This window comes from Vibrio sp. sp1, from assembly GCF_016920955.1.
GTDB lineage: Bacteria > Pseudomonadota > Gammaproteobacteria > Enterobacterales > Vibrionaceae > Vibrio > Vibrio alginolyticus.
This window is the reverse complement of the sequence record NZ_CP060589.1, coordinates 1642896-1669606: the sequence shown is the minus strand read 5'-3', so window position 1 is coordinate 1669606 and position 26711 is coordinate 1642896. Positions and strand designations below refer to the sequence as shown.

Sequence of the window (26711 nt, the reverse complement as noted above, 5' to 3'; positions counted from 1 at the left end):
ATGACCTTGTCCAAACCAACCTTAGCCGTTGCCTTAATCGTAAAAAATGAAGAGAAGCACTTAAAAGCTTGTCTAGACACTGTGAGAGATTGGGTCGATGAGATTGTCATCCTAGATTCTGGCAGTACGGATAATACTGAATCCATCGCAAGGCAATACACAGATAAGTTTTACTCTAACTTAGACTGGCAGGGGTTCGGCAAACAGCGCCAACTTGCTCAAACTTATATCGAGTCCGATTTCGTTCTTTGGCTAGATGCTGATGAGCGCGTAACTGGCGAACTGCGTCAAGACATACTGAATACTATCAGTCAGCACAAAGACAAAAACATCTACCAAGTTAATCGTCTAACCACTGCCTTTGCTAAAGAAATTCGTCACTCTGGCTGGTCTCCTGACTGGGTAGTCCGTTTGTATAAAACTTCACAAACTCAATACAACGATGCATTGGTGCACGAAAGCGTGGTCATTCCAAATGGATTTAACATCGTGTCATTGAACGGGCGTCTCAAGCATTTTACCTACGAAAGGCTAGGTGAATATACCCGCAAGACTCAGTTGTATATGCAGTCTTGGGCTGACCAGAGAGAAGGAAAAAAAACCGCTTCTCTACTTAGTGCATTTACGCACGGTTTTTTTCGATTCTTTAAAATGTATATCATCAAGCGTGGCTTCTTAGATGGACGACACGGATTTTTGCTAGCCGTGTTAAGCGCAAACACCACTTTTACCCGTTATGCCGATCTGTGGCTGCGTGACTACGTGAAAAAACACAATAAAGAGCAATAATATGAATATTTGCCATGTGAATTTGGCTTCTGGCTACCATGGAGGAGAAAACCAAACCCTTCAACTCATCCAGCAACAAGTCAAATTGGGTTATAACCTTACGGTAGTCGCTAACCCTAAAAGCCCTTTTGCCGATGCCATCCGTAAACTGAACGTTAAGCTAGTGCTGGCGACTCACTTTACCAAGGCACACTCTAAAGCTGTAACTCAAAATTGTTCAATCATTCATGTTCATGAAGGACGCGCAATTTATTGGGCTCTCATTCAGCACATGCTTTATGGTAAGCCTTATATCGTCACGCGCCGTATAGATAACCCTCTAAAGAAAAAGTGGCTGGCAAATTTAGCCTACACGAAAGCGAGTGCTGTAGTTGGCTTAAGCACAGCCATAGTTCAGAGAGTCAAAGACGCTTACCCAACGTCTACCACTTACAAAATACCAAGCTCCCCGGTGGTATACTCTGTAGATAAACAAGCAGTTAAAGCCCTAAGAGAGCGCTTTACGGGTAAGTTTTTGGTGATTCATGCCGCAAACATGCTCAAACATAAAGGCTTCAATGTCACTATCGAAGCGGCAAGGCTACTAAAAGACATTGCGCCCTCTGCTCACATCTGTTTATTGGGCGATGGTCCAGAGCGACAAACGCTTGAAGCACAAGCAGAAGGTCTGACTAACATTAGCTTTGAAGGTAAACAGAACAACATGGGTGATTGGTTTGCAGCGGCAGACTTACAAGTACACCCATCGTATACCGAAGGGCTTGGTTCTGTCATTTTGGAAGGTATGGGCTCTGGTTTACCTGTTATTGGTACCAACGCAGGAGGCATTCCTGACATCATCGACCACAACTCAAATGGATTACTGGTTGAGCCAGGTAATTCACAAGAACTGGCAGATGCAATAGTAAAGGTTTCCCAAGATGATGAATTGAAGCAACACTTCATCGCTCAGGGGCAAGAGAAATTGAAATTGTTTGATATCAACTACACTGCTAATCAATACGTAGACATTTACGAGACAGTTTTACGATGAAAAAAGTCATATACCCAGGTACTTTCGATCCAATCACAAATGGTCACCTTGATATCATCACTCGTGCCGCAGACATGTTTGATCAAATTGTTATTGGTGTCGCGGCAAGCCCTTCTAAAAATACGCTTTTTAGCCTAGAAGAACGCGTAAAACTGGTTGAAGAATCAACAGCACATTTAAGTAATGTATCGACAGCCGGTTTTAGTGGTCTACTTGTTGATTTTGCCAGAGAGCAAGAAGCAAACGTATTGGTACGCGGCCTGAGAACAACGGTAGACTTTGAATACGAGTTCGGCCTTACCAGCATGTATCGCAAACTGTTGCCAGGCATGGAAAGCGTGTTCCTTACTCCAGCCGACGAATACGCCTTCCTTTCTTCCACTATTGTTCGTGAAGTTGCCATTCATGGTGGAGATGTGAAGCAATTTGTACCTGAATGTGTTTATATCGCTATCAATACAAAGGTAGCACAATGAGTTTCAGGAAATTTAAGTATTACGCTTCAAATGGTCTGCAAGTCTTAGTACCTAACTCCATTAGAAGTAAATCAGCTCGTCGTCTTATCGATAAATACCCGATGGATTCCTATATCCAAGAGCGAGTAGACTACTACAACAAGGTTAACGAGTCATTTGAACTTCCTGAAAACGAGTCGACACGTGTTGGCGGCTACAAAAAGACAGGCGGTACAACATACTACTTCGACCTACACAAAGTAGTTAAGTCCTTCCCAGCTCAATACTTTTTCCAGTTTTTGAACGGTGATATTCGTTATGTACCAGAATACCCATCCTTTCTTAAAAGTCGACCGATTGGGGAAGACAATCAAAACTCCGTCTTACTAAAGTTAAATGAGATTCGTCACTTCCAGTTTGTTACTGATAAACTGTCATTTAGAAGCAAGAAAAACATGGCGGCTTGGCGTGGTGTTGGATACCAGCCACACCGTAAAAAAGTGATTGAGCAGTTCTATAACCACCCTCAATGTAACATTGGTCAGACACAGCCAGTCAACGGCGATCCTTGGGAAAAAGGATTTATGTCGATTGAAGAACAGCTTAATTACAAGTTTTTGCTCGCCATCGAAGGCAATGATGTTGCGACTAACCTCAAGTGGGCGATGTCTTCAAACTCACTGGTAATAATGTCCAAGCCTAGGTATGAGACTTGGTTTATGGAAGGCCGCTTGCAAGCAGGTGTTCACTATGTAGAGGTGAAAGCCGATTACTCTGATTTGATAGAGAAAATGGAATACTACATCGCTCATCCTGAAGAGGCAGAAGCCATCATCCATAATGCGCACGAATGGGTAGAACAGTTTAAAAACCCTCAGCGAGAAAAATTAATCTCTCTATTAGTGGCAAAGAAGTACTTTGAAAAATCAGGGCAAATGTAATTTGCCCTAATCCATATTTCACTTCTGACACTCACCACAAAAGAAGGTATTACGCTGCCCTATTTTTAGCTCTTGAAGTCGTTCGCCGCATTCTGGGCATGGCTCTCCGGCTTTTCCGTAAACTAATAACTCTTGTGCAAAGTAACCCGGCTTTCCATCGGCTTGCGCAAAGTCTTTCAGAGTAGTCCCACCTTGCGTAATGGCAATCTCAAGTGTCATTTTGATATTTTCAACAAGTAACCCCCACTCTTGAGAAGTTAGCTTACCTGCAGGCCTTGAAGGGTGAATTCGAGATTTAAACAACGACTCATTCGCGTAGATATTTCCTACACCAACCACGACTTTGTTGTCCATGATGAACTGCTTGACGGCAACACGCTTATTTTTAGCTTTCTCTACTACATATTCCGCATTGAACTCTTCAGTTAAAGGCTCAGGCCCCATGTTTGCTAGCACAGCATGTGACTCGCCAGGAGCACACCACAGCCATGCCCCAAAACGACGCGGATCGTTATAACGCAGTATTTTTCCACTGCTTAGTTTGAGATCTACATGATCGTGCATTGCTGGCGGAAAGTCGGCATCTAGGACACGTAAAGACCCAGACATGCCCAAGTGAACAATGGCTGTACCTGTGTTTGTCTCGATCAGTAAGTATTTCGCACGACGGCTAATCGCACGGATCACCTGCCCTTCCAATTTTTTAAGCTCTATAGGAATATCCCAGCGCAATTTAGGCGTTCGAAAAGTAAACGACTGGATCGTTTGTCCAACCATGTGGGGGCTAATCCCCATACGGCTGACTTCAACTTCTGGCAACTCAGGCATTAGATTCTCCAATTCACCGGCTAATAGTTCTCGCTGCTAGCATAATCGAAAAGAAAAACGATAAATAGGGAAGCTTATTAGGGGTATAGGCGCAAAAAAGCTCTACTCTGGCATAAGGTAGTTTTCATCGACGGAGATAGCGACCCATTTGTCTTGCCAGGTTTTAAATAGCCAAAAATCAGGTAAACGAAAGAAAGTCACCCGCTGCGGCTCTTCGAGATCCTGATACCAGACTTCTACCGTTTCAGGTACCGCCAGGTTAGGTTTTAAATGATCGTACTGTTCTGAGGTGAGCTCGGTCCCTTCCAATGATTGCCAGCGTGATACAAGTTCACTGATCGGTGCATCGACTTTGATGTTGGATTGCCACCGTCCATCATGCAGCTCGAACTCCCAGCCACTATAGTACAAAGACTCCACCGTATAGTCGGAGCGAAGTACATTTGGGTAAGGGTCTGCTTGGTCTGTTAATAGGTAAGTTTTGATCCACATCGGCGCATTTAAGATCACTATAAACGCGATAATGCCCAGAATAAGAATATTGTTCCATCGGCGGCGACGAGCCGGACTCACACGCATAACCATCTCTACTCTCTTATAGTTATGAGTAAACTACCAAAGAGTATTGAGGTTGACTAGAACAATGGTGTGCAAGTGTGTAGAGAAGTGGTGGCAAAGCGGTAGAGAGCGATCAATCAGAAATTCTAGTGTAGCGTCGGACCGATAAAATGACTTCAGCAGTGCTTTATACCGATAACGTACTGAACACTTTTTTCAGCACTTTTTATTCAGGTAATAAAAAACCCAACTCGAAAGTTGGGTTTTTCAATTCATCAAAGAGACTGAAACCAATTATTTGATTTTTGCTTCTTTGTACATAACGTGCTGGCGAACTACTGGATCAAACTTTTTGATCTCAAATTTGCCTGGCATGTTACGCTTGTTCTTATCAGTTGTGTAGAAGTGGCCTGTACCTGCAGAAGATACTAGACGGATTTTCTCACGAACGCCTTTCTTTGCCATTGCTTATTTCCTCTTAAACGTTTTCGCCACGTGCACGCATGTCTGCAAGAACAGTATCAATACCTTTCTTGTCGATGATGCGCATACCTTTAGCAGATAGACGTAGTTTAACAAAACGTTTTTCGCTCTCTACCCAGAAACGATGAGTTTGTAGGTTCGGCAGAAAACGACGCTTAGTAGCATTTCGTGCGTGTGAACGGTTGTTACCCGTTACTGGACGCTTACCAGTTACTTGGCATACTCGTGACATGAATGTCTTCTCCAAAATCGTTTCAGCTCGATATCAACCTTGGTGGCCGAACCTCTCTATCTCTCGAAAAGAAGTTAGAGGTTAAGAACCGCTATGGAAAATCCATACAAGGCTATCAAAGGTCGCGCATTATACTAACTTGATATGCATTGCTCAAGACCCGAACAGATCCTTTTTACAGGTTTTCGTGATCTTTTTTTAGACAGCAGATTTTTTTAGCAGTCCAAGCTGAATTCAGTTAAAAATTTAGTGGCGTGGATGATAGCAGATTTTTAGCAACTAACAACCTAAAAAACGCACAGTTATATCCAGCCTCTTTCAGCAAAAGAGACACTTTCCCCATCTCCGATGACGAAATGGTCCAAAATACGAATATCCACCAATGCTAATGCGTCGGTGAGACGCCTTGTAATCCTTCTGTCAGCTTGGCTCGGCTCAGCAACACCTGAAGGATGATTGTGCGCCAAAATCAAAGCCGCCGCGTTATGATGCAGAGCACGCTTAACGACTTCTCTCGGATACACCGACGCGGCATCCAACGTTCCTTCAAATAAAATTTCATCTTTTATCACTCGGTGCTGGTTATCGAGAAAAAGAATATAAAAAGCCTCTCTTTGCCGATCCCTTAAAATAGAAGACAGATATAACTTAGTTTGGTCGGGGCTGGTTAAGGCATCACCACGCTTTAGCGTCTCCGCCAAGTAGCGTTGCGTCATTTCTAGTACCGCTTGCAACTGAACATACTTGGCTTGCCCCAATCCTTTATGACGACAAAACTCTTGCTCTGATGCTGAAAATAGTTGTCTGAGCGAACCAAAGTCTTGAATAAGGAAGTCTGCAAGTTCAATCACGTTCATTCCGCGGGTGCCTGTGCGCAAGAAGATGGCCAGTAGCTCAGCATCGGTCAATGCTTGCGGTCCTCGTTGCAACAACTTCTCTCTGGGCATGGACTCAGTTGGCATAGCTTTCAGTATCATCTGATGTCTCTTTATATGGAAAGTGCCCCTATTCCACAAAACAAAAAGCGAAAGTCGAGTATGACTTTCGCTTTCTTCGTACCATCAGTGCTTTCCATGCAACTTAACAGTTCATCAGAGTTTAAAGTTGCCAACCAAGCCGTGAATTTCTGTTCCAGACAGTGATAACTGCGTGCTGATTGACTCGGCATGCTGCAACGTCTCATTAATGTTGTTCACGATCTGTTGAATAGCCACTAAGTTTTGGTTGATGTCTTCTGCAACCGCACTTTGTTCTTCTGCGGCAGACGCGGTTTGAATACCCATATCTCGAATTGTTCCGATAGAATGATGAACACCAGAAAGAGATTGCTGAATGAGCGCGGACTCTTCCGCCGTTTTTACACCTCGTTTTTGGCTCACCGACATCGTACTGACCGCTCTTGATACACCATTTTGTAGCTGCTTGAGCATGTCGCCAATTTCATGAGTACTATTTTGTGTACGACTGGCTAACGAGCGCACTTCATCCGCAACGACGGCAAACCCTCGACCTTGCTCACCGGCTCTAGCCGCTTCAATCGCCGCATTTAGGGCCAACAAATTCGTTTGCTCGGCTATCTCGCCAATCACATCCAGCACTTTGGTTATTTTTTCGGTCTGTAAACTCAACTCAGAAATTGCATCTGACGTGCTGTCTATCTCCGTCACGAGTTCGGTAATGCCTTCTATTGCTTGCTCGACCTCATGCTGAGCGGCGGTGACTTGACTGTTGGCATCGTCAATTGCCTGCGCGGTCGCATTAGTATTGCTGGCTACTTCTTTGGCAGTCATGCTCATTTGCGTCACTGCCGTCACGACTTTGTCCGTCTCTAAACAGTGATCCTGCATTTGACCGCTCGCTTGGCTGGTCTGAGTGTTCAGGCTTTGGGAAACGGTCTGTACTGTCGTCGCAGAGCGATGAATGTCCTGCATCAGTGGATGCAGCTTATCCATAAACTCATTAAACGCCGCCGCCACTTCACCGACTTCATCCTGACTTTCGACTTTTAAACGAGCCGTTAAGTCACCGCCGCCTGCGGCAACATCTTTTAATGAAGCCGCGACATGTTGTAACGGCTGAATGCCTTTAGACACCACGATACTGGTGAGAACACTGGTAATGATCAATCCAATAGCGGAAATCAACACGGCAGATAATGTATGCTCTTTTAGCTCTTGAGTCTTTAACTCTCTGTGCATCGCAACTTGCTGGTCGATGTCATCAATATAAACGCCAGTACCTAAAACCCAGTCCCATTTCGATAGATATTCTGCATAGCCCAACTTAGGCGCTTGTGCGTCAATGGTCGGTTTGTGCCACGAGAAATAGAGGAACCCATCCCCTTTTTGAGAAGCGTCAATCAAGCCCGCAATAACTGCGACCCCATTTTCATCTTTTAAGTCGTAAAGGTTTTTACCCTCTAATGCAGGTTTGATGGCGTGCAACGTATTCACACCTTGAGAGTCGTAGGCAAAAAAGTAACCATCGCTTTCAAAGCGCATGGCTTTCAGAATTTCTTTTGCTGCCTCTTTATTACTTCCATTTACATCCGCGTCGTATAACGGTTTTATCGCCGTCACGCCCATCATCATATAGGCTTGTAACTCTTTCTTTTTCGTTTCGATGAGCTCTTGCCTGTCTCTTGCCAGCTCCGCTTCCAAACTTTTACTGCTGTTGATGTAATACACCACTGAGATCAACGTGGTGATCAACAACAGCGGAATTAGGGTTATCAGCAGCAATTTGTTTCGACTTTTCAACACCATGGTTTCCACTACCTCTTTTTCTTTTCAGACTTGCAAACTCCGCGCAACTTGTCTGTGAGGTAGGCGAGAATTTTCCCTTCCTCGGTCAGATTAATACTCTGGAGTTTGATGTGAATTATCTTCTCGTTATATATGCTCGGGCGGTCAGACTTTGAATTGTGTTAAAATCCGGTCATCAAATTGGAGATCTCACATGCAAACACTAGCAGGAAAGAAAATTCTACTCGGCATCAGTGGCGGTATTGCCGCGTATAAATGTGCGGAGCTAACCCGTCGCCTCATAGAGAGAGGAGCGCAAGTTCAAGTTGTAATGACGAAAGCCGCAAAAGAGTTCATTACCCCTTTAACCATGCAAGCCGTTTCGGGCCGTCCTGTCTCGGACAGTTTACTAGACCCAGCAGCGGAAGCCTCTATGGGCCATATTGAATTGGCCAAATGGGCAGATTTAGTGCTATTAGCGCCCGCGACCGCGGACTTAATCGCGCGCATGTCCGCAGGCATGGGGAACGATTTACTTACTACGCTCGTGCTCGCGACGGATTCCCCTGTTGCTGTTTCTCCTGCGATGAATCAACAGATGTATCGCAATATCGCAACCCAAGAGAACATCGCTACGTTAGCGCGTCGTGGTATGCACATCTGGGGCCCTGCGGCAGGAGAGCAAGCCTGTGGTGATGTAGGACCAGGTCGAATGCTGGAACCAATGCAGCTAGTACATCTATGTGAACAGTTCTTTCAACCAAAATTGCTAGAAGGTAAGTCGATACTCATTACCGCCGGACCAACTCGCGAAGCGATTGATCCAGTGCGTTACATTACAAACCATAGCTCCGGGAAAATGGGCTATGCATTGGCGAGCGCCGCAGCGCAGATGGGAGCAAAAGTCACCCTCGTGAGCGGTCCTGTCAGTTTAAATACGCCCGTAGGTGTTGAGCGCATAAATGTTTCCAGTGCACAAGAGATGCACGAAGCCGTTATGACACATGCAAACCAGCATGATGCCTTTATTAGCTGCGCTGCCGTTGCCGACTACCGCCCACAAACGATCGCGTCTCAAAAGTTGAAAAAGACAGAAGACAACGACGAAATGGTCATTAATATGGTTAAAAATACTGATATTGTTGCATCTGTGGCAGCAATGACGGAGAAGCGTCCGTTTACCGTCGGCTTTGCGGCTGAAACCAATGATGTAGAGACCTATGCTCGAGGCAAGTTAACAAAGAAAAACCTCGATATGATCTGTGCAAACGACGTTTCGGTTGCAGGGCAAGGATTTAACAGCAACGACAACGCAATTACCCTTTACTGGCCTGAAGGTGAACTTGCGCTCGCTTTAGAATCAAAAGAAGCATTGAGCTTTAAAATTCTCGAAAAAATGCATCAATTGATGTAACTAACGTTTGAAAACCCTGCCAATTTTTTACAAAAGCTGGCATAAATTTGGTACAAAAATGACAACTAAGGGTGTTAAATCTCCCATTCCACCCTTAGTGGTCTAGTTTGAGGCGAAATAGCGTCTTATAATCCCCTCCGCTCAACTTTGTATTTTGAAAGGAAGTAACTAATGGCCGGCAGTAAAAAATCCAACCGTCGTGAAGAGATCTTACAAGCATTGGCAGAAATGCTTGAATCAACAGATGGCGCTTCACGCATTACTACGGCAAAACTGGCCAAGCAAGTCGGCGTTTCAGAAGCCGCGCTGTATCGTCATTTCCCAAGTAAAGCGCGCATGTTCGAAGGGTTGATTGAGTTCATTGAAGAAGCCTTGATGACACGTATCAACCGTATTCTAGACGACGAAAAAGATACACTAGAGCGTATTCGTATGGTGATGCACCTTATTTTGGCGTTCTCTGAACGTAACCCAGGTCTGACACGCATTTTGTCGGGTCATGCTCTAATGTTTGAAAATGAACGTCTACGTGAACGCATCAATCAACTCTTTGAGCGTATAGAAACACAATTGCGCCAAATCCTGCGTGAACGTAAGATTCGTGAAGGGAAGTCTTTCCCTGTCGAAGAGCGCATCCTAGCCGCGCAAATTCTGGGACAAGTTGAGGGGAGCCTAAACCGCTTTGTGCGTAGCGACTTTAAATACCAGCCGACTGCAAACTTTGACGAGTACTGGGCGCTTTTGAGTGCACAAATAAAGTAAAAGACTATGAGTAAAGACAAATACACGCAGCCCGAGTTTTCTCTTTCACTTCTTCACCCTCGTAACTGGGGCGTATGGCTTGGTTTTGGTCTGTTGGCCATCCTCGTCAATATTCTTCCTTATCGGCTGCTGCTTTCATTAGGTCGTTCACTCGGTAAACTTGGCATGCGCTACGGTAAAAAGCGTGTCCACGTTGCTCAGCGTAACTTAGAATTGGCCTTTCCAGACAAAACACCTGAAGAGATTCAACATATTGTTGAAGAGAACTTCAAAAATACTGGTATGGCACTGATAGAAACCGGAATCACTTGGTTCTGGCCGACTTGGCGCTTTAAAAACCTGATCGTCGAGAAAGATCTCGGCGCACTGCGTGAAAAAGCCAAAGAAGGTAAAGGCGTCCTACTTTGTTGTGTCCATGCTCTAAATCTAGAGATCACTGCGCGTGCTTTCGCCGTGTTAGGCGTGGCCGGGTACGGCGCGTTTCGTCCGCATAATAATCCTGCTTATAACTTTATCCAGTATTGGGGACGGACACATAACGGCAATAAACTGATTGATCGTAAAGATGTAAAAAAGATGATTCGTGTTTTACGCAGCGGTGAGCGTCTGTTCTATTTGCCGGATCACGATTACGGTCGCAAAAAATCAGTATTTGTGCCCTTCTTTGCCGTAGACGATGCGTGTACGACAACAGGCACGAGCATTCTGGCGTATACCTCAAAATGTGCGATCATCCCAGGCTCAGGGTTTCGCAATGACGAAGGAAAATACGACATCATCGCCGATAAGTGCATTGAAGCCGACTATCCACAAAAAGACGAAGTCGCCGCTGCCGCTTATATGAACAAGTATGTGGAAGAAGTCATTCTACGCGCTCCAGAGCAATGGATGTGGCTCCATAAACGCTATAAAACCATGCAAGATGAGCATGTCGAGAAAGGCATTCGCTATAAGTAAGTGGTCAAGGCGATGAATCCAAAAACAAAAAAGGGCAGATGAATATCCATCTGCCCTTTTTACTTTTTCAGAAAAAGTAACCAATTAAATGCCGTATTCTGCGCGGTACGCTTTGACTGCTTCTAGATGCTCTTTGTCTGTGCCTTTCTCTTCAAGGAAAGTCACAAGGTCAGTCAGGCTAATGATTGAGATGATTGCACAACCAAAGTCACGCTCCACTTCTTGAATCGCAGACAACTCACCTTTGCCTTTTTCTTGGCGGTCAATCGCAACCAACACACCAGCAAGGTCTGCGCCATTTGCTTGAATGATTTCCATCGATTCACGAATCGCAGTACCTGCTGTGATTACGTCATCTACTAGCATGATACGACCTTCAAGCGCAGAGCCTACAAGGTTACCGCCTTCGCCGTGATCTTTCGCTTCTTTACGGTTGAAGCAGTAAGGCGTGTCGACGTCATGATGATCCGCCAGCGCGACTGCTGTTGTCGTCGCGATTGGGATACCTTTGTACGCCGGGCCAAACAGCACATCAAACTCAATGCCAGAATCAGCAAGCGCTGCTGCGTAAAAACGACCAAGACGCGCTAGGTCACGACCAGTATTGAAAAGACCAGCGTTAAAGAAGTACGGGCTTTTACGGCCAGATTTCAAAGTAAACTCACCAAACTTAAGAACTTCTTTCTCAAGTGCAAACTCAATAAATTCACGCTGGTATGCTTTCATTATTTTCTCTCTATGTCCTTGGTTTCTCGTGTCTCTTCTCGACAATCATTCATTTCTCTATTGTCGAGATAAAAAAATAGCCCCCATAATGGGAGCTATCTAAATCAATTGGCTAACGCCGCCTTCTGCGCTGCGACAATTTCTGTAATGCCGACTTTCGCCGACTCGAGCAATGCCATCAGCTGTTCGTGACTGAACGGTTCACCTTCTGCGGTGCCCTGAATTTCAATCATCTTGCCTTCTTCGGTCATTACCACGTTCATGTCTGTGTCTGCCGCTGAATCTTCAACGTATTCAAGATCACACAATACTTCGTCGCCTAGTAAGCCGACAGAAACTGCCGCTACGTGGCCTTTCATTGGATTCGCTTTTAGCTTGCCGCTATCCACTAGGTGTTGGAATGCATCGGCCATTGCAACACTTGCGCCGCTGATAGATGCAGTGCGAGTGCCGCCGTCTGCTTGGATAACGTCACAGTCAACGGTGATCATGAACTCACCCATGGCTTTTAGATCGACCACAGCGCGTAGGCTTCGCGCGATAAGACGCTGAATTTCCATCGTACGGCCGCCTTGTTTGCCACTTGCCGCTTCACGACGAGTACGAGAATGTGTTGCTCGAGGTAGCATGCCGTATTCAGCTGTAACCCAGCCTTTACCTTGACCTTTTAGCCAACGTGGCACAGATTCTTCGACGGTCGCATTACACAACACTTTGGTGTTACCGAACTCAACTAGCACTGACCCTTCAGCGTAAGCTGTGTAGTTACGAGTAATTTTGATAGGGCGAACTTGATCCGCCTTGCGATCGTTTGGACGCATGGGCATCTACCTTAAATATGAGGAGAAGACGATTTGGTTGGGCGAAGATTATAACGGAATAGATTCCGGATTCATAGGTTACGCATCTGGCACAACATAAACAATCCATACATCCCGCGCACCTATCGACGCAGCGTGATACACTCTTGAAGTAATTTTCAAAAAATGAAGACAGGAAAATTCGATGATTTACAGTATGACAGCGTATGCACGCAAAGAAGTAAAAGGCGATTGGGGCTCTGCGGTATGGGAAATCCGCAGCGTGAACCAGCGTTATTTAGAAACATACTTCCGCATGCCAGAGCAATTTCGCGGGTTAGAGCCCGTTTTACGTGAGCGTTTTCGTAAGCGCTTAGCGCGAGGCAAAGTAGAATGTAATCTACGTTTTGAAGCAAACCCTGCCGCAAAAGGTGAGCTTAGCATCAATGAAGCGCTTGCTAGCCAGGTAATTAAAGCCGCTGAACAAGTCATGCACATGACTGGTGAACTGAGCCGAATCAATCCATTTCAAGTCATGCAATGGCCGGGGGTAATGGAAACGCCAGAGCAAGACATGGATGCGGTAAATAAAGTGCTACTAGAAGCGTTTGATGGCGCAATGGATGAATTTATTGAAGCGCGCGCTCGTGAAGGCGAGAACATGAAGGCGCTGATTGAACAGCGTTTGAACGCCATTTCTGCAGAAGTCGTAAAAGTGCGTGCGCGCATGCCAGAAATTTTAGAATGGCAACGTGAGCGTCTGTTCTCTAAATTTGAAGATGCGAAAGTAGAGCTAGACCCATCTCGCGTTGAGCAAGAGCTTATCCTTCTGGCACAGAAATCAGACGTAGCAGAAGAGCTAGACCGTCTTGATTCTCACGTAAAAGAAACCACAAACATTCTGAAAAAAGGTGGCGCAGTCGGTCGTCGTCTGGACTTCATGATGCAAGAGTTCAACCGTGAATCGAACACGCTAGCGTCAAAATCCATCAGCACCGACATCACCGCATCGGGCGTTGAACTGAAAGTTCTAATTGAACAGATGCGTGAGCAGATCCAAAATATAGAATAGATTCCCCTCTACTCCACACACTTCCACAAGGCCCTTATTTATAAGGGCCTTGCTATTTTCATCATCCATATACATCCATAAAATTCATCAACAGCCATGAACAAACGGGGAGTATCGTGGGTAGCACTTTGCTATTTACTCCCCATCGTAGTATAAATATCACAACATACTCCCCACTTCTGGAGAGTGATATAATGATAACTTCGATTAGAGCTATAAATTCAAGGAGATAGAGATGGGCAATCTCACTGTCAACCAAGTTAAGGCGATAGTAAAAGATCAAAAAACGGGTCGTCATGCCGATGGTGATGGTTTCTATCTAATGATTCCTAGAATAGGTCGACCATACTGGATGCTAAGGTACACCCTTTTTAAGAAAAGAAAGGAGGTGACTATTGGCAAGGTCGATGAACTTTCTCTTGCAGATGCAAGGTTGAAAGCATCTGAGCTTCGAAAGCAAATCAGCGAAGGGATTAACCCAATTGCAGAAAGAAAACGGAGTAAGCAAGCCGATATACAAATAATCGATGACCTCTTCGAAGACTGGTACAAGGATTTGTCCAAAAGGCTCAAGCACCCCAATATACCTAAGCGTATCTATCAGAAAGAGATCTCTCCGCAAATTGGTCAATACACGTTGAAACGTGTCACCCCTTTAGACATCCGTAACATCATCCAAATAGTCGCTGACAGTGGCCGTCCAACCACAGCCAATGACACATTAATGTATTGTAAGCAGCTTTTTAAGCACGGTATGAAGATTGGTGTTATTGAATCTAACCCTGCACTAGCATTTTCTAACTATGATGCTGGTGGCATTGAAGAAAGTCGAGATCGGGTCTTAGAACTGGAAGAGATTAAACATGTTTTTTCCGTCTTCAACCAAAACATTTATAGCTTCAATCGAGACAACTACCTAGCTTGTGCTCTGCTTCTTTGTCTTGGCGTTCGTAAATCAGAGCTAACAGAAGCAAAGTGGACTGAGTTCGATCTAGATAATGCTTTATGGCACCTACCAGCGGAGCGAAGCAAATCTGGGACAGGTTTCACTATTCCGCTTCCGGAGCTGTGCATACAGTGGTTTAAAGAACTGTATATGCGAGCTTGTGGTTCAGAATACGTTTTCCCTAACAGAAGAGAAAGCAAAGTACCGCACATGGGCAAAGACACATTGAACAGAGCTATTTCAAAGCTATTTGGTCGAGAGCCCGGCCGTAAGGTACAACCACCAAATAAAATGGGCGATATCAAACATTTTGCGGTTCATGATCTACGCCGCACATGCCGTAGCCTACTCGCTTCGGTAAAAGTTCCTAGCCATATCGCAGAGCGCTGTTTAAATCATAAGCTGAAAGGAGTCGAGGGTATCTATGATAGATATGACTACTTGGAAGAGCGCAAAGAAGCACTGGAAAAAGTCACAGATCTGGTTAAGAGTCATATTATCATTTAGACATAAGCAAAAAAAGAGGATGCCAGTGGCATCCTCTTTTTAAATGTGCGGACTCATACATAATCTAACAATTTTGATTTAGTAGTACGACAGAATCGCTTGGTGAGCAGTAACACGTTTCTGGACAGAAACGAGCTAGACTCTTTATGCTAGCTCGTCAAGATAGGATTAGATGAGGTAGTCAAAACTTAGCTATCAAAAGGCAAGGCCTGAACCCTTTTCCCTTTACATACTTGTAAAGTATCACTTAAATTTCAATTGGAACGTACTCAAGACCAAACATGTTGTTTTCTGATATCCGAACTCGTTTCAGTTTGATTTTGGGTTCATATTCTTTCCTTTTCTCATTCATACTTGCTACTAGATTTGTTATTAATTGTAATTTTGAAGACGGGAAATTACAGCCTAACGTAATACTGGCAATTCTAACGTTGAGCTTACTTCTATCTGGGTTTGGATACTCATAACTTGAATAATAGACCTTATCAAGCTTATACGACATTAACCTTACTTCTTCCTCGTATGACCATTCCTCATTCTTAGTAAGTAAATATTGGTTAAATATGTACTTATCTTGCTCTATCTTACGTTTTTCGCCATTCGTATACTTCACTCTACCAATGCCACAAGCATTTGGAATACCAGATCCGAACTGATACTCTACCATGATACCTTGATGATTTTCAGTATAGTGAGACCACATCAGCATGGAGTTTGGGTTCTTTGAAAAAGAACATATTCTATAATCTGAATCTATTAAATGCTCTGAACCGATTTTCGAAATAGCTGGCATTTCAATTGGGTCATTTAATTGATTCTTCTGAGGTAGATAAAAATACTGGTTAATAAGTGAATCTAACGTATTCAAGTTGAATGGTGAATATTTATAGAGACTTCCATTTTCAGAACACAGAAATCTATCCCACTGAAATGAATTAACAAGCAATATATTAAGCATCTCACGCCAATGGTCATAAACAGTTTTTGACAACTTATTGCCTGATAGTTTGGATGCACTTAAATAGTTTGATATAACGATATAACTAAAGTCGTTATGATCTTCCATGATTTTTATTGCTTTCTGGTAATGTTCAAATGCTTCTTGATACATTCCCCTTCTTTCACAACAAACACCCAACACATTTTGGGTAGTGATGGTAGGTATATTATCATTATGAAAATCGCTCACTCTATCAAAAACTTCGACATAATGACCATTTTCAATGCCATAATGACAAAAATTTTCAAAATTTTCGTAAGAAAATTCTTTGCTTTCAAGTTCTGATTGTATAGAAATTAACTTTCTTTTAAAATAACTTTTATCCCATTCCTCTTCTAGGGCAGTTAACTCGTCATAAATTTCAACATACATGTAATGATTAATTACATCTGGCTCTTCAAGTATCTTTTCAACCTTTTGGTAGTCACTCCATACCGCTAAAGGAAAATCAATTTCATCATTACTTTTCAATCTATTTCTTAAATGACAAATAATTCGTTTACATTCGAACAACTTGAATAATATGTCGTTACTTGTCTTTTTTATCACATAATTATAAACCTTTTCATCCAGAGGTTCATTTAGACATAATTGAGAAATTAAGTAATATAATCTTAGACCAACATCATGTTGTGAAAACTTATCATCTTCCCATTTTTCTTGGTATATTCCTATTACATCATTATATCTTTTTGCTTCAAATGCTTTTGAAATAAGCCCTAACTTCGTTATTCGTCGTTTATCGTTCGTGTTTCTTTTTATGTATTCCTCATATATTCTTTCATAATCTTTGCTTATTAGTTTATCAAGCTGAAACTCGTAAACTTTAGATATTGCAAGTTCATTATCAATCTTGCCTAAATCTCTATATTTTTTAATAATATCGACATCAACCTTGTCGAGTTCTTTTATCAGTTTTACTCCATCTTCATAACGATTTAAGTGATAATATACGACAATCAAAAATGCAGTAATTGATTCAGTCCTTTTCAGTCTATCATCTGTAAGGATTTCAAAAAATAATTCCCATTCGCTTTCTGTAAATTCAACATTGTTATAGGTAATATTTCTAGCACGACCAATTTTATTACTGATGTCTTCAAAACTTTCATTCTTATAATCAATCTTTAACGATCCGAGTAAATACTTAGGATTCCTTTCTACCCAAAACAATTTCCACCAAGCATTTGTGTTATCCTTGTCGTGCGTAATGGACAATCTAAAGAAAGATGCTGCTATATAACTCTCATCAAATCCATCAAAAAGCTTTGATGCTACAGTCCCAAGATATTCGTAAGCGCTCGATAGACTACCATTGACCTGCACAATTTCACTAAATAGTTCTTCGTTAGATTCCTCTCTAGCATCTAACGTAAAATAGAGAAAGCCATAATAGTATTCATTCTCTTTAAGTAGATCTTTATCCTCTAAAAATGATAATTTTGAAAACCTTTTATTTTTAATTAATTTTATAATTTCTTTATCATCCACAATACATTCCGCTTTCTTTCAAACTTAACCTTTGAGATACATGGTATCTCTATAAAGTATATTCCAGCTTCTATCTTACAGAAACTTTGTAAACTTTTTTAGTTCTAAGAAGTTATCATTCACATATCCGAACGATATCTCGCATTACATTAGTCAGATTCAATTTTTACTTATTGGGCAATGAACCACCTAATGAGCCTTTGGGCTCTCCATTAGTTTGTGTATGTCAAAACTCAGTATCGCGAGCTGCACTGAGTATTAACGTTAACTTGGAATGGGGCATAAATCATTTAGAGTAAAGAATCAATAAATTGTGATCACAAGCGATTCTGTCCTACCCTCTCTCATTCTAACGCCATCAGCTTTCCTCCTTAAAACTAACAGCCCATATGCTCTCATTAGGAGCTCGCAACCTCCTTCTTCTTGCCTACAATAGCCCTCCACCCTAAATCCAAAAATATTCAGGCATATGTCATCAATGTGAATAACCACTATTGATTCCGACAGGAGCCTGACATGAATCCCAAAACTTCCGATTACCAAAAGCAGCAACGCTATCAGGAAAATGAAATCCTAGAGCATGCCGCTGAGATACTGGCTACGCGCTACGTGCGTGGTGATGCTCTAATCAACCCTGATGCCACCAAAGAGTATGTGCGCTGTAAGCTAGGCAGCCATGAGCGTGAAGTGTTTGCCTTATTGCTACTAGATAACCAAAACCGTCTGATTGAATTTAAAGAGCTGTTTCAAGGAACGGTGGATGCGGCCAGTGTCTATCCACGTGAAGTGGTGAAAGCGGTGTTGGAAGTGAATGCCGCAGCGGTGATATTTGCCCATAACCATCCATCCGGTGACTCAACACCATCTCAAGCTGACAGACGCATAACCGAAAGACTCAAGGACGCTTTAGCGCTGGTGGATGTACGAGTTCTCGACCATATCGTGACAGGCGATACCTGCACCTCGTTTGCTGAAAGGGGATGGTTATGATTGAACAACATTATGGCGAGCTGTGCATTGATGATGCGTTACATGCGTCATTGGAAGCATTTTTGAATCGATACACCATCTCGGACAATGCGGAGCGACTCGTATTGAACTGCCGCCAAATGAGTTACTACCGACATCGACAAGGTTTGCATCCGATAGAGGTACAGCTTAAACGTGAGTCAGCCTCAAGCCCTTGGCTGGTGGTGTTCTTTGCTAGCTTCTCTTATCCCGATGACAGCAGCACAACTGTTGAGCCTGAGTTGTACTTTCACCTTGCTAATCGCTGGTGCTATCAACCCGATGTAGGGAGCACGGATTTATCTCACCCAGAGGTACAAGAACTGCTCTCGGTATGGATGAAAGCCTTTGCTCGTCACCTATCTCGAAACGTCTTTGATGACGTGCAACTGACGATGGTCGGCACATTCCAATAATTCTATCTGTCTCATTTCTTATTTGAATCCTGAAACAAGGAGGACTCACTATGTCCAAATTAACCTTCACAACATCCACACTACCTGTATCGAAGAAACTGCATAAGCTGCTAAGCGAGCGATTCACCGCTCATTTGCTGAGTAATGAAGCACTGACCACCAGCCGTTATCTGGTGTTTAACTTTCGTGATAAAAGTTACAGCGCGGAAGAAGGCGGCTTCCATCCGGTTGAGATGGCGATTTGCCAAACTTCAACAGGGGAATGGAGTATTGAGTACATCACTGACTTTGCTTATATGGGCAACTACTACCCAGAGCTAGAGCGCAACTTGGATTTTGATTTTCGGGTTGGACAGTTCTTTGTTGCTTATCGTGGTTGGCTACCAATGCAAGGTAGCCGTGATGCGAAAGAGCTGTATCGGCTATGGGAGAATAACTTTCTTGCCTATGTCGATATGGACGCCTACAACGAGATAGCCGTCACTCCGCAATAACTCATGACTTCCCTTCTTCTGCAAATCATCAAACTTGTCACTGCCCTCATCACGTTGTTCTCCCTTTCCCCGTTCTTCGGTGCCATTGGAGCCCTATCCACTTTAGGGTTTCTGGTGGTGCTATTAATTGGGTTATTGGCAGCGATTGCCGAGCTCAGTGATAAGGATAAGCCTCGTTAATGTTAATCGGCTCACGCTTTGGTGATGCCGATTGATGCTGTTTTCACCGTTGGACATTATGTGTCTGACCCACCTCTATTCTCCCGACATTAAATGTCCGACTCCGGTGTGGAGCTTTGATGTATTGAGAGCGTAGTCATGAGCAATAAAACCAGCATTGAAGGGTTATCCGCTTTGCTGCACACGCTGATGCTTATTCCTCAACATCGATGGATTACCGTTAAGGAGTTGCAGCAGCAGTTAGCCCTACTCGATATCCACCGCACCACACGCAGCATTAAACGCTACCTAGATGACATCATTGTGGACGTGTTTAACGTGGAGTGTGATTCGATGAGCATGCCCCATGTTTATCGGAAAACCTCAGAGCAATTACTGAAGCTCAACAAGCAGGAAATGCTCTATTGGCAACTGACCAACAAGTACTTACTGCCGCTGGTTCCTGATGCACTGAATTATGGGCAAGGTCGCCCCTCGGAGAGAGACAAACCCTTGTCCTATATAGGTTCAGCACATTCAAAAGAGCAAGCATGGTTAGCCAAAGTACATGTAGCTTTGCCCACTATTCGCGAGTGGAGTGACGAGCAACGGAACGTGTTGAATGCGGTACACACGGCATTACTGCACAACCGTATGCTCAAGATATCTAGCCAAGTATTGCAGCAAGAGAAGGCGCTCATTGAGCCACTGGGACTCTCGGTTCAGTGTGACGCGCTCTTGCTGCTCTTTCGATTATCCGGCCAACACACGATACGTACCCTAGCCTTGCCTTTGATTGATGAGGCCAGTGTATCGACGTTTTCTTTTACCTATCCCACTGATTTCAATCTTGAGCGGTTCATGCGTGAACACGATGGAATCCGTGCGTCCTGAATTTCACTCACCGATAAGGAGAGCACCGTTATGACATTAACCAGCACCCTACTCCGATACGCCGCTATGAGCGTGCTGTTTATCGGGCTCACCGCTTGTGGCGACCAAGAAGAGGCTCAAGCAGCAACAGCAGACATTGAAGTATCGATATCAGCTAACCCTCACTGGGGAACATTGGTCTTTGACCTGCAAGCCATCACCGACAACACCGTAGTAAGCAATGTAGTGATTAACCGTGGCAACTGCCGATTACCCGCAGGCACCACCTCAGAGCTATCAAGAAACGTTTCATTAAAGTTCGGCCAGACCTACACCGGATACAGTAACAACTGCACCGTGGACAGCGTGAAAGAAATCGAAGTCACCTCCAGCGCTGGCACCTTTGTCTACACCTTCTAACTTTCAATTCCCAAATAACACACTCAACCAACTCGTAAGGATCAACCATGAACAAGTCAACTCTACTTATCACTACAGCGTTAGTTTTCTCTACCTCTTCAGCCTTTGCTGGTGGAACACTAGGCGGCAACCCATCCGCAGATTCGGGAGCCGTCAACGTCAGTATAGGCAAATGCACTCAATACAAAATGGATGTGAAAGCGGCGCAACAGGAAGGTAAGAACATATCGACCATCACAGTTCCTGAAGGCTGTGAAGCAGTCAAAGAAAAGTAATACCTACCACCAGCGAAGGTAAAAAATGACAGTGGGGAGCAATTACGCTCCCCATTTTTATGTCTAATAAAATATTCAATTAGAGGTACCCCTTTTTTCTAGTACCCTATACAAATTTTAGTTATATTCAAATCCTATAGATTATAATTAGAACACGGTAATATTTTTACCAGAGTTCTTTGCTTTATATAGATTCTTATCGGCTCTATCGATTGCATCTCTCAGTGTTACATCACTGCGCTCCACTTTGGAAATGCCGATAGAAACAGTGACTCTCAACTCTAGTTCATCAGAAATAAATGTATAATCGCCAATTTCAACTCTAAGTCGTTCAACTACGGAGACAGCATCCATTAATGAGCAATCTTTGAACATAATCGCAATTTCTTCTCCACCGTATCGATAAGCTTTATCAGTTATCCGAACCGAAGACTGAATAATATCTGCTATACATTCCAGTACATCATCTCCAGCTAAATGACCATAATTATCGTTGACACATTTAAAGTTATCTATGTCAATAAGTGCGATACAGTGATTAAAGTCTAGACCTATATCTCCAAATTTAATTGCATCCATATCTTGTTCGAGAGCCGAGCGATTAAATAATCCTGTCAACTCATCTGTATAAGTCAATGTATGTGTAATTTCTTTTCTAAAAGACTCAATACTCCTATCTAACTTTTTCATTAGAGAGATTAAGTGTCTATAGCTATCCTTGTTAATATAATTTTCACACTTATGCTCAAAAACATAATCCACAAAACTGAGCAAATTGTTAAGGTTATCATGAATAAACTTAATCCTGCTATTGTCGTTAAATCTGGTGTATGCATTGATCAATAAGTCAGAAAAATCCATTTTATACTTAATAAGATACTGATTGCCATAATTACAATTTCGAGACTCTCGGTAATGTAGAAGGTAAAATAAACTAAGCCTAGCATCTTGATGCCTAACCAGTCGCTGCCCCAAATCTATATAAAAACTTTGCAAATCATTTGTATCAAATTCACTCAACATGATATCCATGTTTTATCTCCAGATGATGAAGGAAACAGCTAGTAAAGTTTAAACTAAAGATCAAACAATTCATTAAAAAAACAACATTGATTACAACAAAATTGACAAATTGAGAAAACTAATTATTCATATTATACTTTCTAGTAAAAACACTTATTTCCTCAGCATTAACAGGCTTGCTATAATAATAACCTTGACCTCGTTCACAACCAAAATCAGCAAGATATTCTATAGTTTTTTTGTCCTCTATCCCCTCAGCAACTACTTCTAATCCTAATTCATGAGCCAAACCTATTATTGATTCAGTGATAATCCTCGATTTATATGATGAGTGAATTTTACTCGTAAAGCTTCTATCCAGCTTTACCTCTTTCACTGGCAGCTCATTTAGATATGCAAGTGTAGAATATCCTGTTCCAAAGTCGTCAACTGAAAATGACACACCAAGTTGATTTAAATACTCCATATTATTTTTTGCAATATCAAAACTGGAAAGAACTGAACTCTCAGTAACTTCAAAAATAAGTTGAGAAGGATCTATTTTTGGCAAAATTTCCTTTACACACACCAAAAATTTATCATTAATAATATCCTCAGCCGTAATGTTTATACTTACTTTAATTCTACTGTCATTAATTTTATTGACAAACTCAACCACTTCTCGAAGAACCCAAGTACTAATTTCATACATGTTATTCGCTTTTTCAAATAAAGGAATAAACATGTTCGGTGAAAGAATACCAAGTTCTGGATGGTTCCACCTTAATAAAGCTTCATAACCAATCACTTTGTTTGTTTTTAAACAGACTTGAGGCTGATAATGCAACAAAAAATCTTTACATTGATGGATTCTAAAATCTGTTAATAATTTTTCATTTAATGAATTCGGTTCTGTATTTTCATCATATTCACAAACTGAAACTTGTTTCTTCTTGGCATATGATAACGCCGTAATAGCCTTTCTAATAATTTCATCAATATCTGTATTGGTCATGTCTTTTTTTGCCTCTTCATTATCTAAAGATACATAACCAATCGAAATGTCCGGTTCTAAATCAAAGAGCGGATAGCGTAAGCCAAGAATATAATCTAGAATTTCATTTAATTTATCCAAGTTACTGGATGATACAATGAAAACCCCTCTTCCTAAATGCGCTATATCTACATTACCAAATTCTTTTATTTTATGTCCTACATGTTTTATTACACTTAATACATAGGTATACCCCATAAGACTTATTAAAGTATCGACATTTGTTATTTGCACAGCAAAATATACATAACCAAACAGTGACGATTCATTACGAAAATATCTCTCTAGAGTAGACTTTCTTTTCATACGGACTGTAAATCCATTACGATTCAGTAACTCGGTTTGTTCATCATACTTTGCCGAACGAGCAAGTTGTGATTTTAAAGTCTTTGTAAGCATCAGCTCCTTTTTCAATTCACAGGTTCTTTTAATAACTTTCTTTTTCAGCATCCCATTCATAGCTAAGGCAAATAAAAAGACAAACAATAAAAAAGAAACTATTGTTACCCAAAAACCATATTTTTCCCAAAATGACAACGAATACCATTTAAAATCACTTTCCCATTTATCTACAATTTCGCTATAGCTTCCGTCGGCGACAATATCTCTTAACCTCGAATTAACTTGATTAATTATCTCAATATTGTTCTTTTTAACTGCAAAGACATAAGGATTATTCCAGAATGGCAAACTGGACATTTCCACTGGAAGATTATGTAATTCTGACAAGTAATTTGATGAGACCGTCACTTCGATGCATGCGTCCACAACCTTATTAACAACATATGTAAGGCATTGCAACTCTGTCTCCACAACTAAGGGAAATAATTTAGGGTACTCGCGTACTTTATGCTCGGCATATGATCCCTTAACTATCGCTACAGTTTTACCGTTCAACTCGTTGAGGGTTGTATACCTTTCACTACCTTTCAAAGTATATATGGCATGCGACACATAATAAATAGGATCAGAAAATTCATAGAATTCTCTTCTGTAATCAGCCCCAATCATTGCAATTAGATTAGAATCACCATTTAAAATACTATTTTGTGCATCTATCCAGTTTTGAAGTTTAACAGAAGTAACTGTATTAGAGTTTCTTTCAAACTGTTTGACAACCTCAGGTAAGAATCCGTGTACATTGTTATTATCATCTATCCACTCTAAGGGTGGATAGTTCCTAGAGCCTACATATTTTATTATCGATACACTATCAGATGCAAAGCTATTCAAAGAAAAATAAAGTGAAGAAAACAATATCACTTTATTTAGACGAACTTGAGGTTTAAGCATAACGATCCCTTACTAAAAGGAGAAAACCAAAAATAAAGATAAAGATAGATGCACTTAAACAGAAAATTAACCACAAAAAAACAAAGGCCGTTAAGGATAGCCGAGAAATTATACTACCAGACAAGTAGATTGTCAGCACCACTTTAGGTGAAGCTAATAATTTTATTCAAACTTCAACCATAGATCACCAGAAGTCACAAACTCGACAACAGTCAAAACATTGGCATACATGGAATTGTTATAATTTAGCAATTAACTACTTATTGATGAAGTTGTTTTTTGATGTAGTATTATTAGAGTAGTATACAAAAAATTTCAAAACACCACTTTGGGGTTATTGACAGGAGACTATTGCTTTGGGTGAACTAATAAAAAGTAGCAATGAAGTACTTATTGTGGATGACTCCACTATTGTTTTATCAAGCCTAAAATTGATGTTAAAAAACATCGGATTTAATGATAACAACATCAAATTTACAAGTAACCCTAAGACTGTTGTAGCTCTCTGTAAAAGATATGATTTTGACATCATAATATGTGATTATAACTTTGGCAATAATTTGAATGGAAGACAAGTATTTGAGGAACTAAAACATTATAAACTTATCAAGAATAAAACTATTTTTATAATAATTACTGGTGACTCTAGCGTCCAAACAGTCAGAGCCGTTATAGAATTGGAGCCAGACGAATATTTACTTAAACCTTTTAATCTTAATGATTTAAAACTTCGCATTAACAATTCAATGCGAAGAAAAATCGTACTTAATAATCTTGTTGAAGCAGATAGGGAAAATGACTATAGATCAGGTATTTTAGTTTGTGATCGTCTGTTAAACTCTAACCCTGAATATTATTTCATCATTCAAAGATATAAAGCTAATTTTTTAAAAAAATTGAAACTATATGAAGAAGCTGAAACAGTCTATAGAGAAACTCTCAATAAAAAAGATCTTGACTGGATTAAACTTGGTTTAGCAAATACTCTGACAGCAAATGGAAAAACAAAAGAAAGTTACACAATTTTATCAGATTTACTCAAACAAAACCCTCGTTCAGTAGATCTTCATAAAGAGTTATCAAACTGGCATCTAACAGTTAATAGCGTTCCAAATGCTATATCACATCTTAAACTAGTCTCTGAACTTGTTCCAGGAAATTCTGAGCGAGAATTAGTTATCTCAAATTTATGTTTAAGTGTAAGAGATTATCAATCAGCCTTAGAAAGATATAGGCTATACAAAACAATCAATAAAGACACTTTTAGAGATAACAGTTATATCAACATCAATCTCTGTAGGAGATTGTTGATGTCAATACCATCCAAAATAAACACTTCATGTCCAGAGCTTTTTGAAGCAGGAAAAATCATAAGCGATCTACTTGAGATTAATGATCTAAAACCCATTATTGATTTAATTGTCGCACATATTTCTATGATTAAAGGGGAATATAAAAATACTATTACCATTTTATCATCAATTTATCGAAATCATGATTTCACTCACTTTGATGATTTATATCATTGGTTGTTCATCTTAGACCAAATGTCCTTTGACACCGAATTTTCCAAATACTATCCTTTATTAATTGACTCAATAAAAAAAACAGAGAATACAAAAATCATGGAGAGCCAATTGAAACTATCAGAGAGCCTTGATAATAACAACAAAAGAAAAATTGAATGGCTTGAGAAGAAGCTTAATCATATTGAAAGTTTATCTGACGATATGGAAAAACTAAGTATCTTATTAGATATTCATAAAGAGTATCCTATACTTAGAAGTGTATCTTTTAGAATAATAGATTTTCTAGGTAAAATTTGGCCTACTGGTTATGGAAAGCTCCAAGTCAAAGAAATTATAGACTCATGTTCCGCTGTAATAATGCAGTTATCGAATGATACTGATAAGATGCAGTTTGAGAAAATTTTGAACCTTGCAAATTTAACTCTTAACAACTATTCAGAAGGATAAATA

Annotated in this window: 28 protein-coding genes; 17 read left to right on the top strand and 11 right to left on the bottom strand. The window is 41.3% G+C overall.

Annotation, left to right across the window (positions count from 1 at the left end; genetic code table 11):
* The first annotated feature begins 6 nt into the window (after window positions 1-6).
* Genes H9L11_RS07880 through H9L11_RS07865 form a run of 4 tightly spaced genes read left to right on the top strand, consistent with a single transcriptional unit; the run spans window position 7 to window position 3218 of the window.
* Complete coding sequence (locus H9L11_RS07880) at window positions 7-789, top strand: glycosyltransferase family 2 protein (protein WP_205391084.1); 783 nt, start codon at window positions 7-9, stop codon at window positions 787-789.
* A gap of 1 nt (window position 790) precedes the next feature.
* Window positions 791-1822, top strand: a complete 1032-nt coding sequence (locus tag H9L11_RS07875; protein WP_205391083.1) for a glycosyltransferase family 4 protein — start codon at window positions 791-793, stop codon at window positions 1820-1822.
* On the top strand, window positions 1819-2298 hold the full coding sequence (gene coaD / locus H9L11_RS07870) for a pantetheine-phosphate adenylyltransferase (RefSeq protein WP_074191918.1): 480 nt from the start codon (window positions 1819-1821) through the stop codon (window positions 2296-2298). Before H9L11_RS07875 ends, coaD begins: the two co-directional genes overlap by 4 nt.
* On the top strand, window positions 2295-3218 hold the full coding sequence (locus tag H9L11_RS07865; RefSeq protein WP_140367261.1) for a glycosyl transferase family 90: 924 nt from the start codon (window positions 2295-2297) through the stop codon (window positions 3216-3218). The genes coaD and H9L11_RS07865 overlap by 4 nt, the downstream gene beginning before the upstream one ends.
* A gap of 18 nt (window positions 3219-3236) precedes the next feature.
* On the opposite strand, the gene mutM is transcribed toward H9L11_RS07865, so the two are convergent.
* The 6 genes from mutM to H9L11_RS07835 form a co-directional block, all read right to left on the bottom strand.
* Window positions 3237-4046 (bottom strand): bifunctional DNA-formamidopyrimidine glycosylase/DNA-(apurinic or apyrimidinic site) lyase, encoded by an 810-nt coding sequence (mutM, locus tag H9L11_RS07860; RefSeq protein WP_205391082.1) that lies wholly within the window; start codon window positions 4044-4046, stop codon window positions 3237-3239.
* Window positions 4047-4148: 102 nt separating this feature from the next.
* The gene (locus tag H9L11_RS07855; RefSeq protein WP_025998646.1) at window positions 4149-4625 is read right to left on the bottom strand and encodes a hypothetical protein; all 477 of its coding nucleotides are present in this window, start codon (window positions 4623-4625) and stop codon (window positions 4149-4151) included.
* Window positions 4626-4898: 273 nt separating this feature from the next.
* Window positions 4899-5069, bottom strand: coding sequence for a 50S ribosomal protein L33 (gene rpmG, locus H9L11_RS07850; protein WP_004410866.1), 171 nt, complete (start codon window positions 5067-5069; stop codon window positions 4899-4901).
* Window positions 5070-5082: 13 nt separating this feature from the next.
* Window positions 5083-5319 (bottom strand): 50S ribosomal protein L28, encoded by a 237-nt coding sequence (gene rpmB / locus H9L11_RS07845; protein ID WP_005384783.1) that lies wholly within the window; start codon window positions 5317-5319, stop codon window positions 5083-5085.
* 302 nt (window positions 5320-5621) lie between these two features.
* Entirely contained in the window at window positions 5622-6296 is a 675-nt protein-coding gene (radC, locus tag H9L11_RS07840) for a DNA repair protein RadC (RefSeq protein ID WP_005395784.1), read from the bottom strand.
* Between the two features lie 114 nt (window positions 6297-6410).
* Complete coding sequence (locus H9L11_RS07835; RefSeq protein WP_205391081.1) at window positions 6411-8084, bottom strand: methyl-accepting chemotaxis protein; 1674 nt, start codon at window positions 8082-8084, stop codon at window positions 6411-6413.
* Between the two features lie 193 nt (window positions 8085-8277).
* Between H9L11_RS07835 and coaBC the strand changes: the two genes are divergently transcribed.
* From coaBC to H9L11_RS07820, 3 genes are all read left to right on the top strand, one after another.
* On the top strand, window positions 8278-9477 hold the full coding sequence (gene coaBC, locus H9L11_RS07830) for a bifunctional phosphopantothenoylcysteine decarboxylase/phosphopantothenate--cysteine ligase CoaBC (protein ID WP_033905950.1): 1200 nt from the start codon (window positions 8278-8280) through the stop codon (window positions 9475-9477).
* Between the two features lie 171 nt (window positions 9478-9648).
* A complete protein-coding gene (gene slmA, locus H9L11_RS07825; protein ID WP_005379386.1) occupies window positions 9649-10239 on the top strand; it encodes a nucleoid occlusion factor SlmA in 591 nt (196 codons plus the stop codon).
* 6 nt (window positions 10240-10245) lie between these two features.
* Window positions 10246-11196, top strand: a complete 951-nt coding sequence (locus tag H9L11_RS07820; protein WP_033905948.1) for a Kdo(2)-lipid IV(A) acyltransferase — start codon at window positions 10246-10248, stop codon at window positions 11194-11196.
* Between the two features lie 84 nt (window positions 11197-11280).
* Here H9L11_RS07820 and pyrE read toward each other — a convergent pair whose 3' ends face one another.
* The gene (pyrE, locus tag H9L11_RS07815) at window positions 11281-11922 is read right to left on the bottom strand and encodes an orotate phosphoribosyltransferase (RefSeq protein ID WP_005384778.1); all 642 of its coding nucleotides are present in this window, start codon (window positions 11920-11922) and stop codon (window positions 11281-11283) included.
* A gap of 104 nt (window positions 11923-12026) precedes the next feature.
* A complete protein-coding gene (gene rph, locus H9L11_RS07810; protein ID WP_031780917.1) occupies window positions 12027-12743 on the bottom strand; it encodes a ribonuclease PH in 717 nt (238 codons plus the stop codon).
* A gap of 184 nt (window positions 12744-12927) precedes the next feature.
* Between rph and H9L11_RS07805 the strand changes: the two genes are divergently transcribed.
* Together H9L11_RS07805 and H9L11_RS07800 are read left to right on the top strand one after the other, a co-directional pair.
* A complete protein-coding gene (locus tag H9L11_RS07805) occupies window positions 12928-13794 on the top strand; it encodes a YicC/YloC family endoribonuclease (RefSeq protein WP_047103771.1) in 867 nt (288 codons plus the stop codon).
* Between the two features lie 235 nt (window positions 13795-14029).
* On the top strand, window positions 14030-15247 hold the full coding sequence (locus tag H9L11_RS07800; protein ID WP_148520846.1) for a site-specific integrase: 1218 nt from the start codon (window positions 14030-14032) through the stop codon (window positions 15245-15247).
* A gap of 247 nt (window positions 15248-15494) precedes the next feature.
* Here H9L11_RS07800 and H9L11_RS07795 read toward each other — a convergent pair whose 3' ends face one another.
* On the bottom strand, window positions 15495-17738 hold the full coding sequence (locus H9L11_RS07795) for a tetratricopeptide repeat protein (RefSeq protein WP_148520845.1): 2244 nt from the start codon (window positions 17736-17738) through the stop codon (window positions 15495-15497).
* A gap of 516 nt (window positions 17739-18254) precedes the next feature.
* On the opposite strand from H9L11_RS07795, the gene radC (H9L11_RS07790) reads away from it, so the two are divergent.
* From radC (H9L11_RS07790) to H9L11_RS07760, 7 genes are all read left to right on the top strand, one after another.
* Complete coding sequence (gene radC / locus H9L11_RS07790) at window positions 18255-18728, top strand: DNA repair protein RadC (protein WP_001068473.1); 474 nt, start codon at window positions 18255-18257, stop codon at window positions 18726-18728.
* A complete protein-coding gene (locus tag H9L11_RS07785) occupies window positions 18725-19162 on the top strand; it encodes a DUF2787 domain-containing protein (protein WP_187371062.1) in 438 nt (145 codons plus the stop codon). The genes radC (H9L11_RS07790) and H9L11_RS07785 overlap by 4 nt, the downstream gene beginning before the upstream one ends.
* A gap of 50 nt (window positions 19163-19212) precedes the next feature.
* On the top strand, window positions 19213-19656 hold the full coding sequence (locus tag H9L11_RS07780; RefSeq protein WP_025609978.1) for a DUF2787 domain-containing protein: 444 nt from the start codon (window positions 19213-19215) through the stop codon (window positions 19654-19656).
* A gap of 3 nt (window positions 19657-19659) precedes the next feature.
* Window positions 19660-19836 carry a hypothetical protein gene (locus tag H9L11_RS07775; RefSeq protein ID WP_142738664.1) on the top strand — a complete coding sequence of 59 codons (177 nt, stop codon included), beginning with the start codon at window positions 19660-19662 and terminating at the stop codon, window positions 19834-19836.
* A 138-nt stretch (window positions 19837-19974) separates the two neighbouring features.
* Entirely contained in the window at window positions 19975-20709 is a 735-nt protein-coding gene (locus H9L11_RS07770; RefSeq protein ID WP_148520843.1) for a WYL domain-containing protein, read from the top strand.
* A 30-nt stretch (window positions 20710-20739) separates the two neighbouring features.
* Window positions 20740-21108: a hypothetical protein gene (locus H9L11_RS07765; protein ID WP_148520842.1), complete on the top strand. Its 369-nt coding sequence runs from the start codon at window positions 20740-20742 to the stop codon at window positions 21106-21108.
* Window positions 21109-21155: 47 nt separating this feature from the next.
* Complete coding sequence (locus H9L11_RS07760; RefSeq protein ID WP_148520841.1) at window positions 21156-21383, top strand: hypothetical protein; 228 nt, start codon at window positions 21156-21158, stop codon at window positions 21381-21383.
* A gap of 147 nt (window positions 21384-21530) precedes the next feature.
* On the opposite strand, the gene H9L11_RS07755 is transcribed toward H9L11_RS07760, so the two are convergent.
* Together H9L11_RS07755 and H9L11_RS07750 are read right to left on the bottom strand one after the other, a co-directional pair.
* Window positions 21531-22415: a GGDEF domain-containing protein gene (locus H9L11_RS07755; protein WP_148520840.1), complete on the bottom strand. Its 885-nt coding sequence runs from the start codon at window positions 22413-22415 to the stop codon at window positions 21531-21533.
* Window positions 22416-22524: 109 nt separating this feature from the next.
* Window positions 22525-24732, bottom strand: a complete 2208-nt coding sequence (locus H9L11_RS07750) for an EAL domain-containing protein (protein ID WP_205391080.1) — start codon at window positions 24730-24732, stop codon at window positions 22525-22527.
* Between the two features lie 356 nt (window positions 24733-25088).
* Here H9L11_RS07750 and H9L11_RS07745 point away from each other — a divergent pair, with 356 nt between their 5' ends.
* Window positions 25089-26708 carry a response regulator gene (locus tag H9L11_RS07745; RefSeq protein WP_202663508.1) on the top strand — a complete coding sequence of 540 codons (1620 nt, stop codon included), beginning with the start codon at window positions 25089-25091 and terminating at the stop codon, window positions 26706-26708.
* Window positions 26709-26711: the final 3 nt, after the last annotated feature.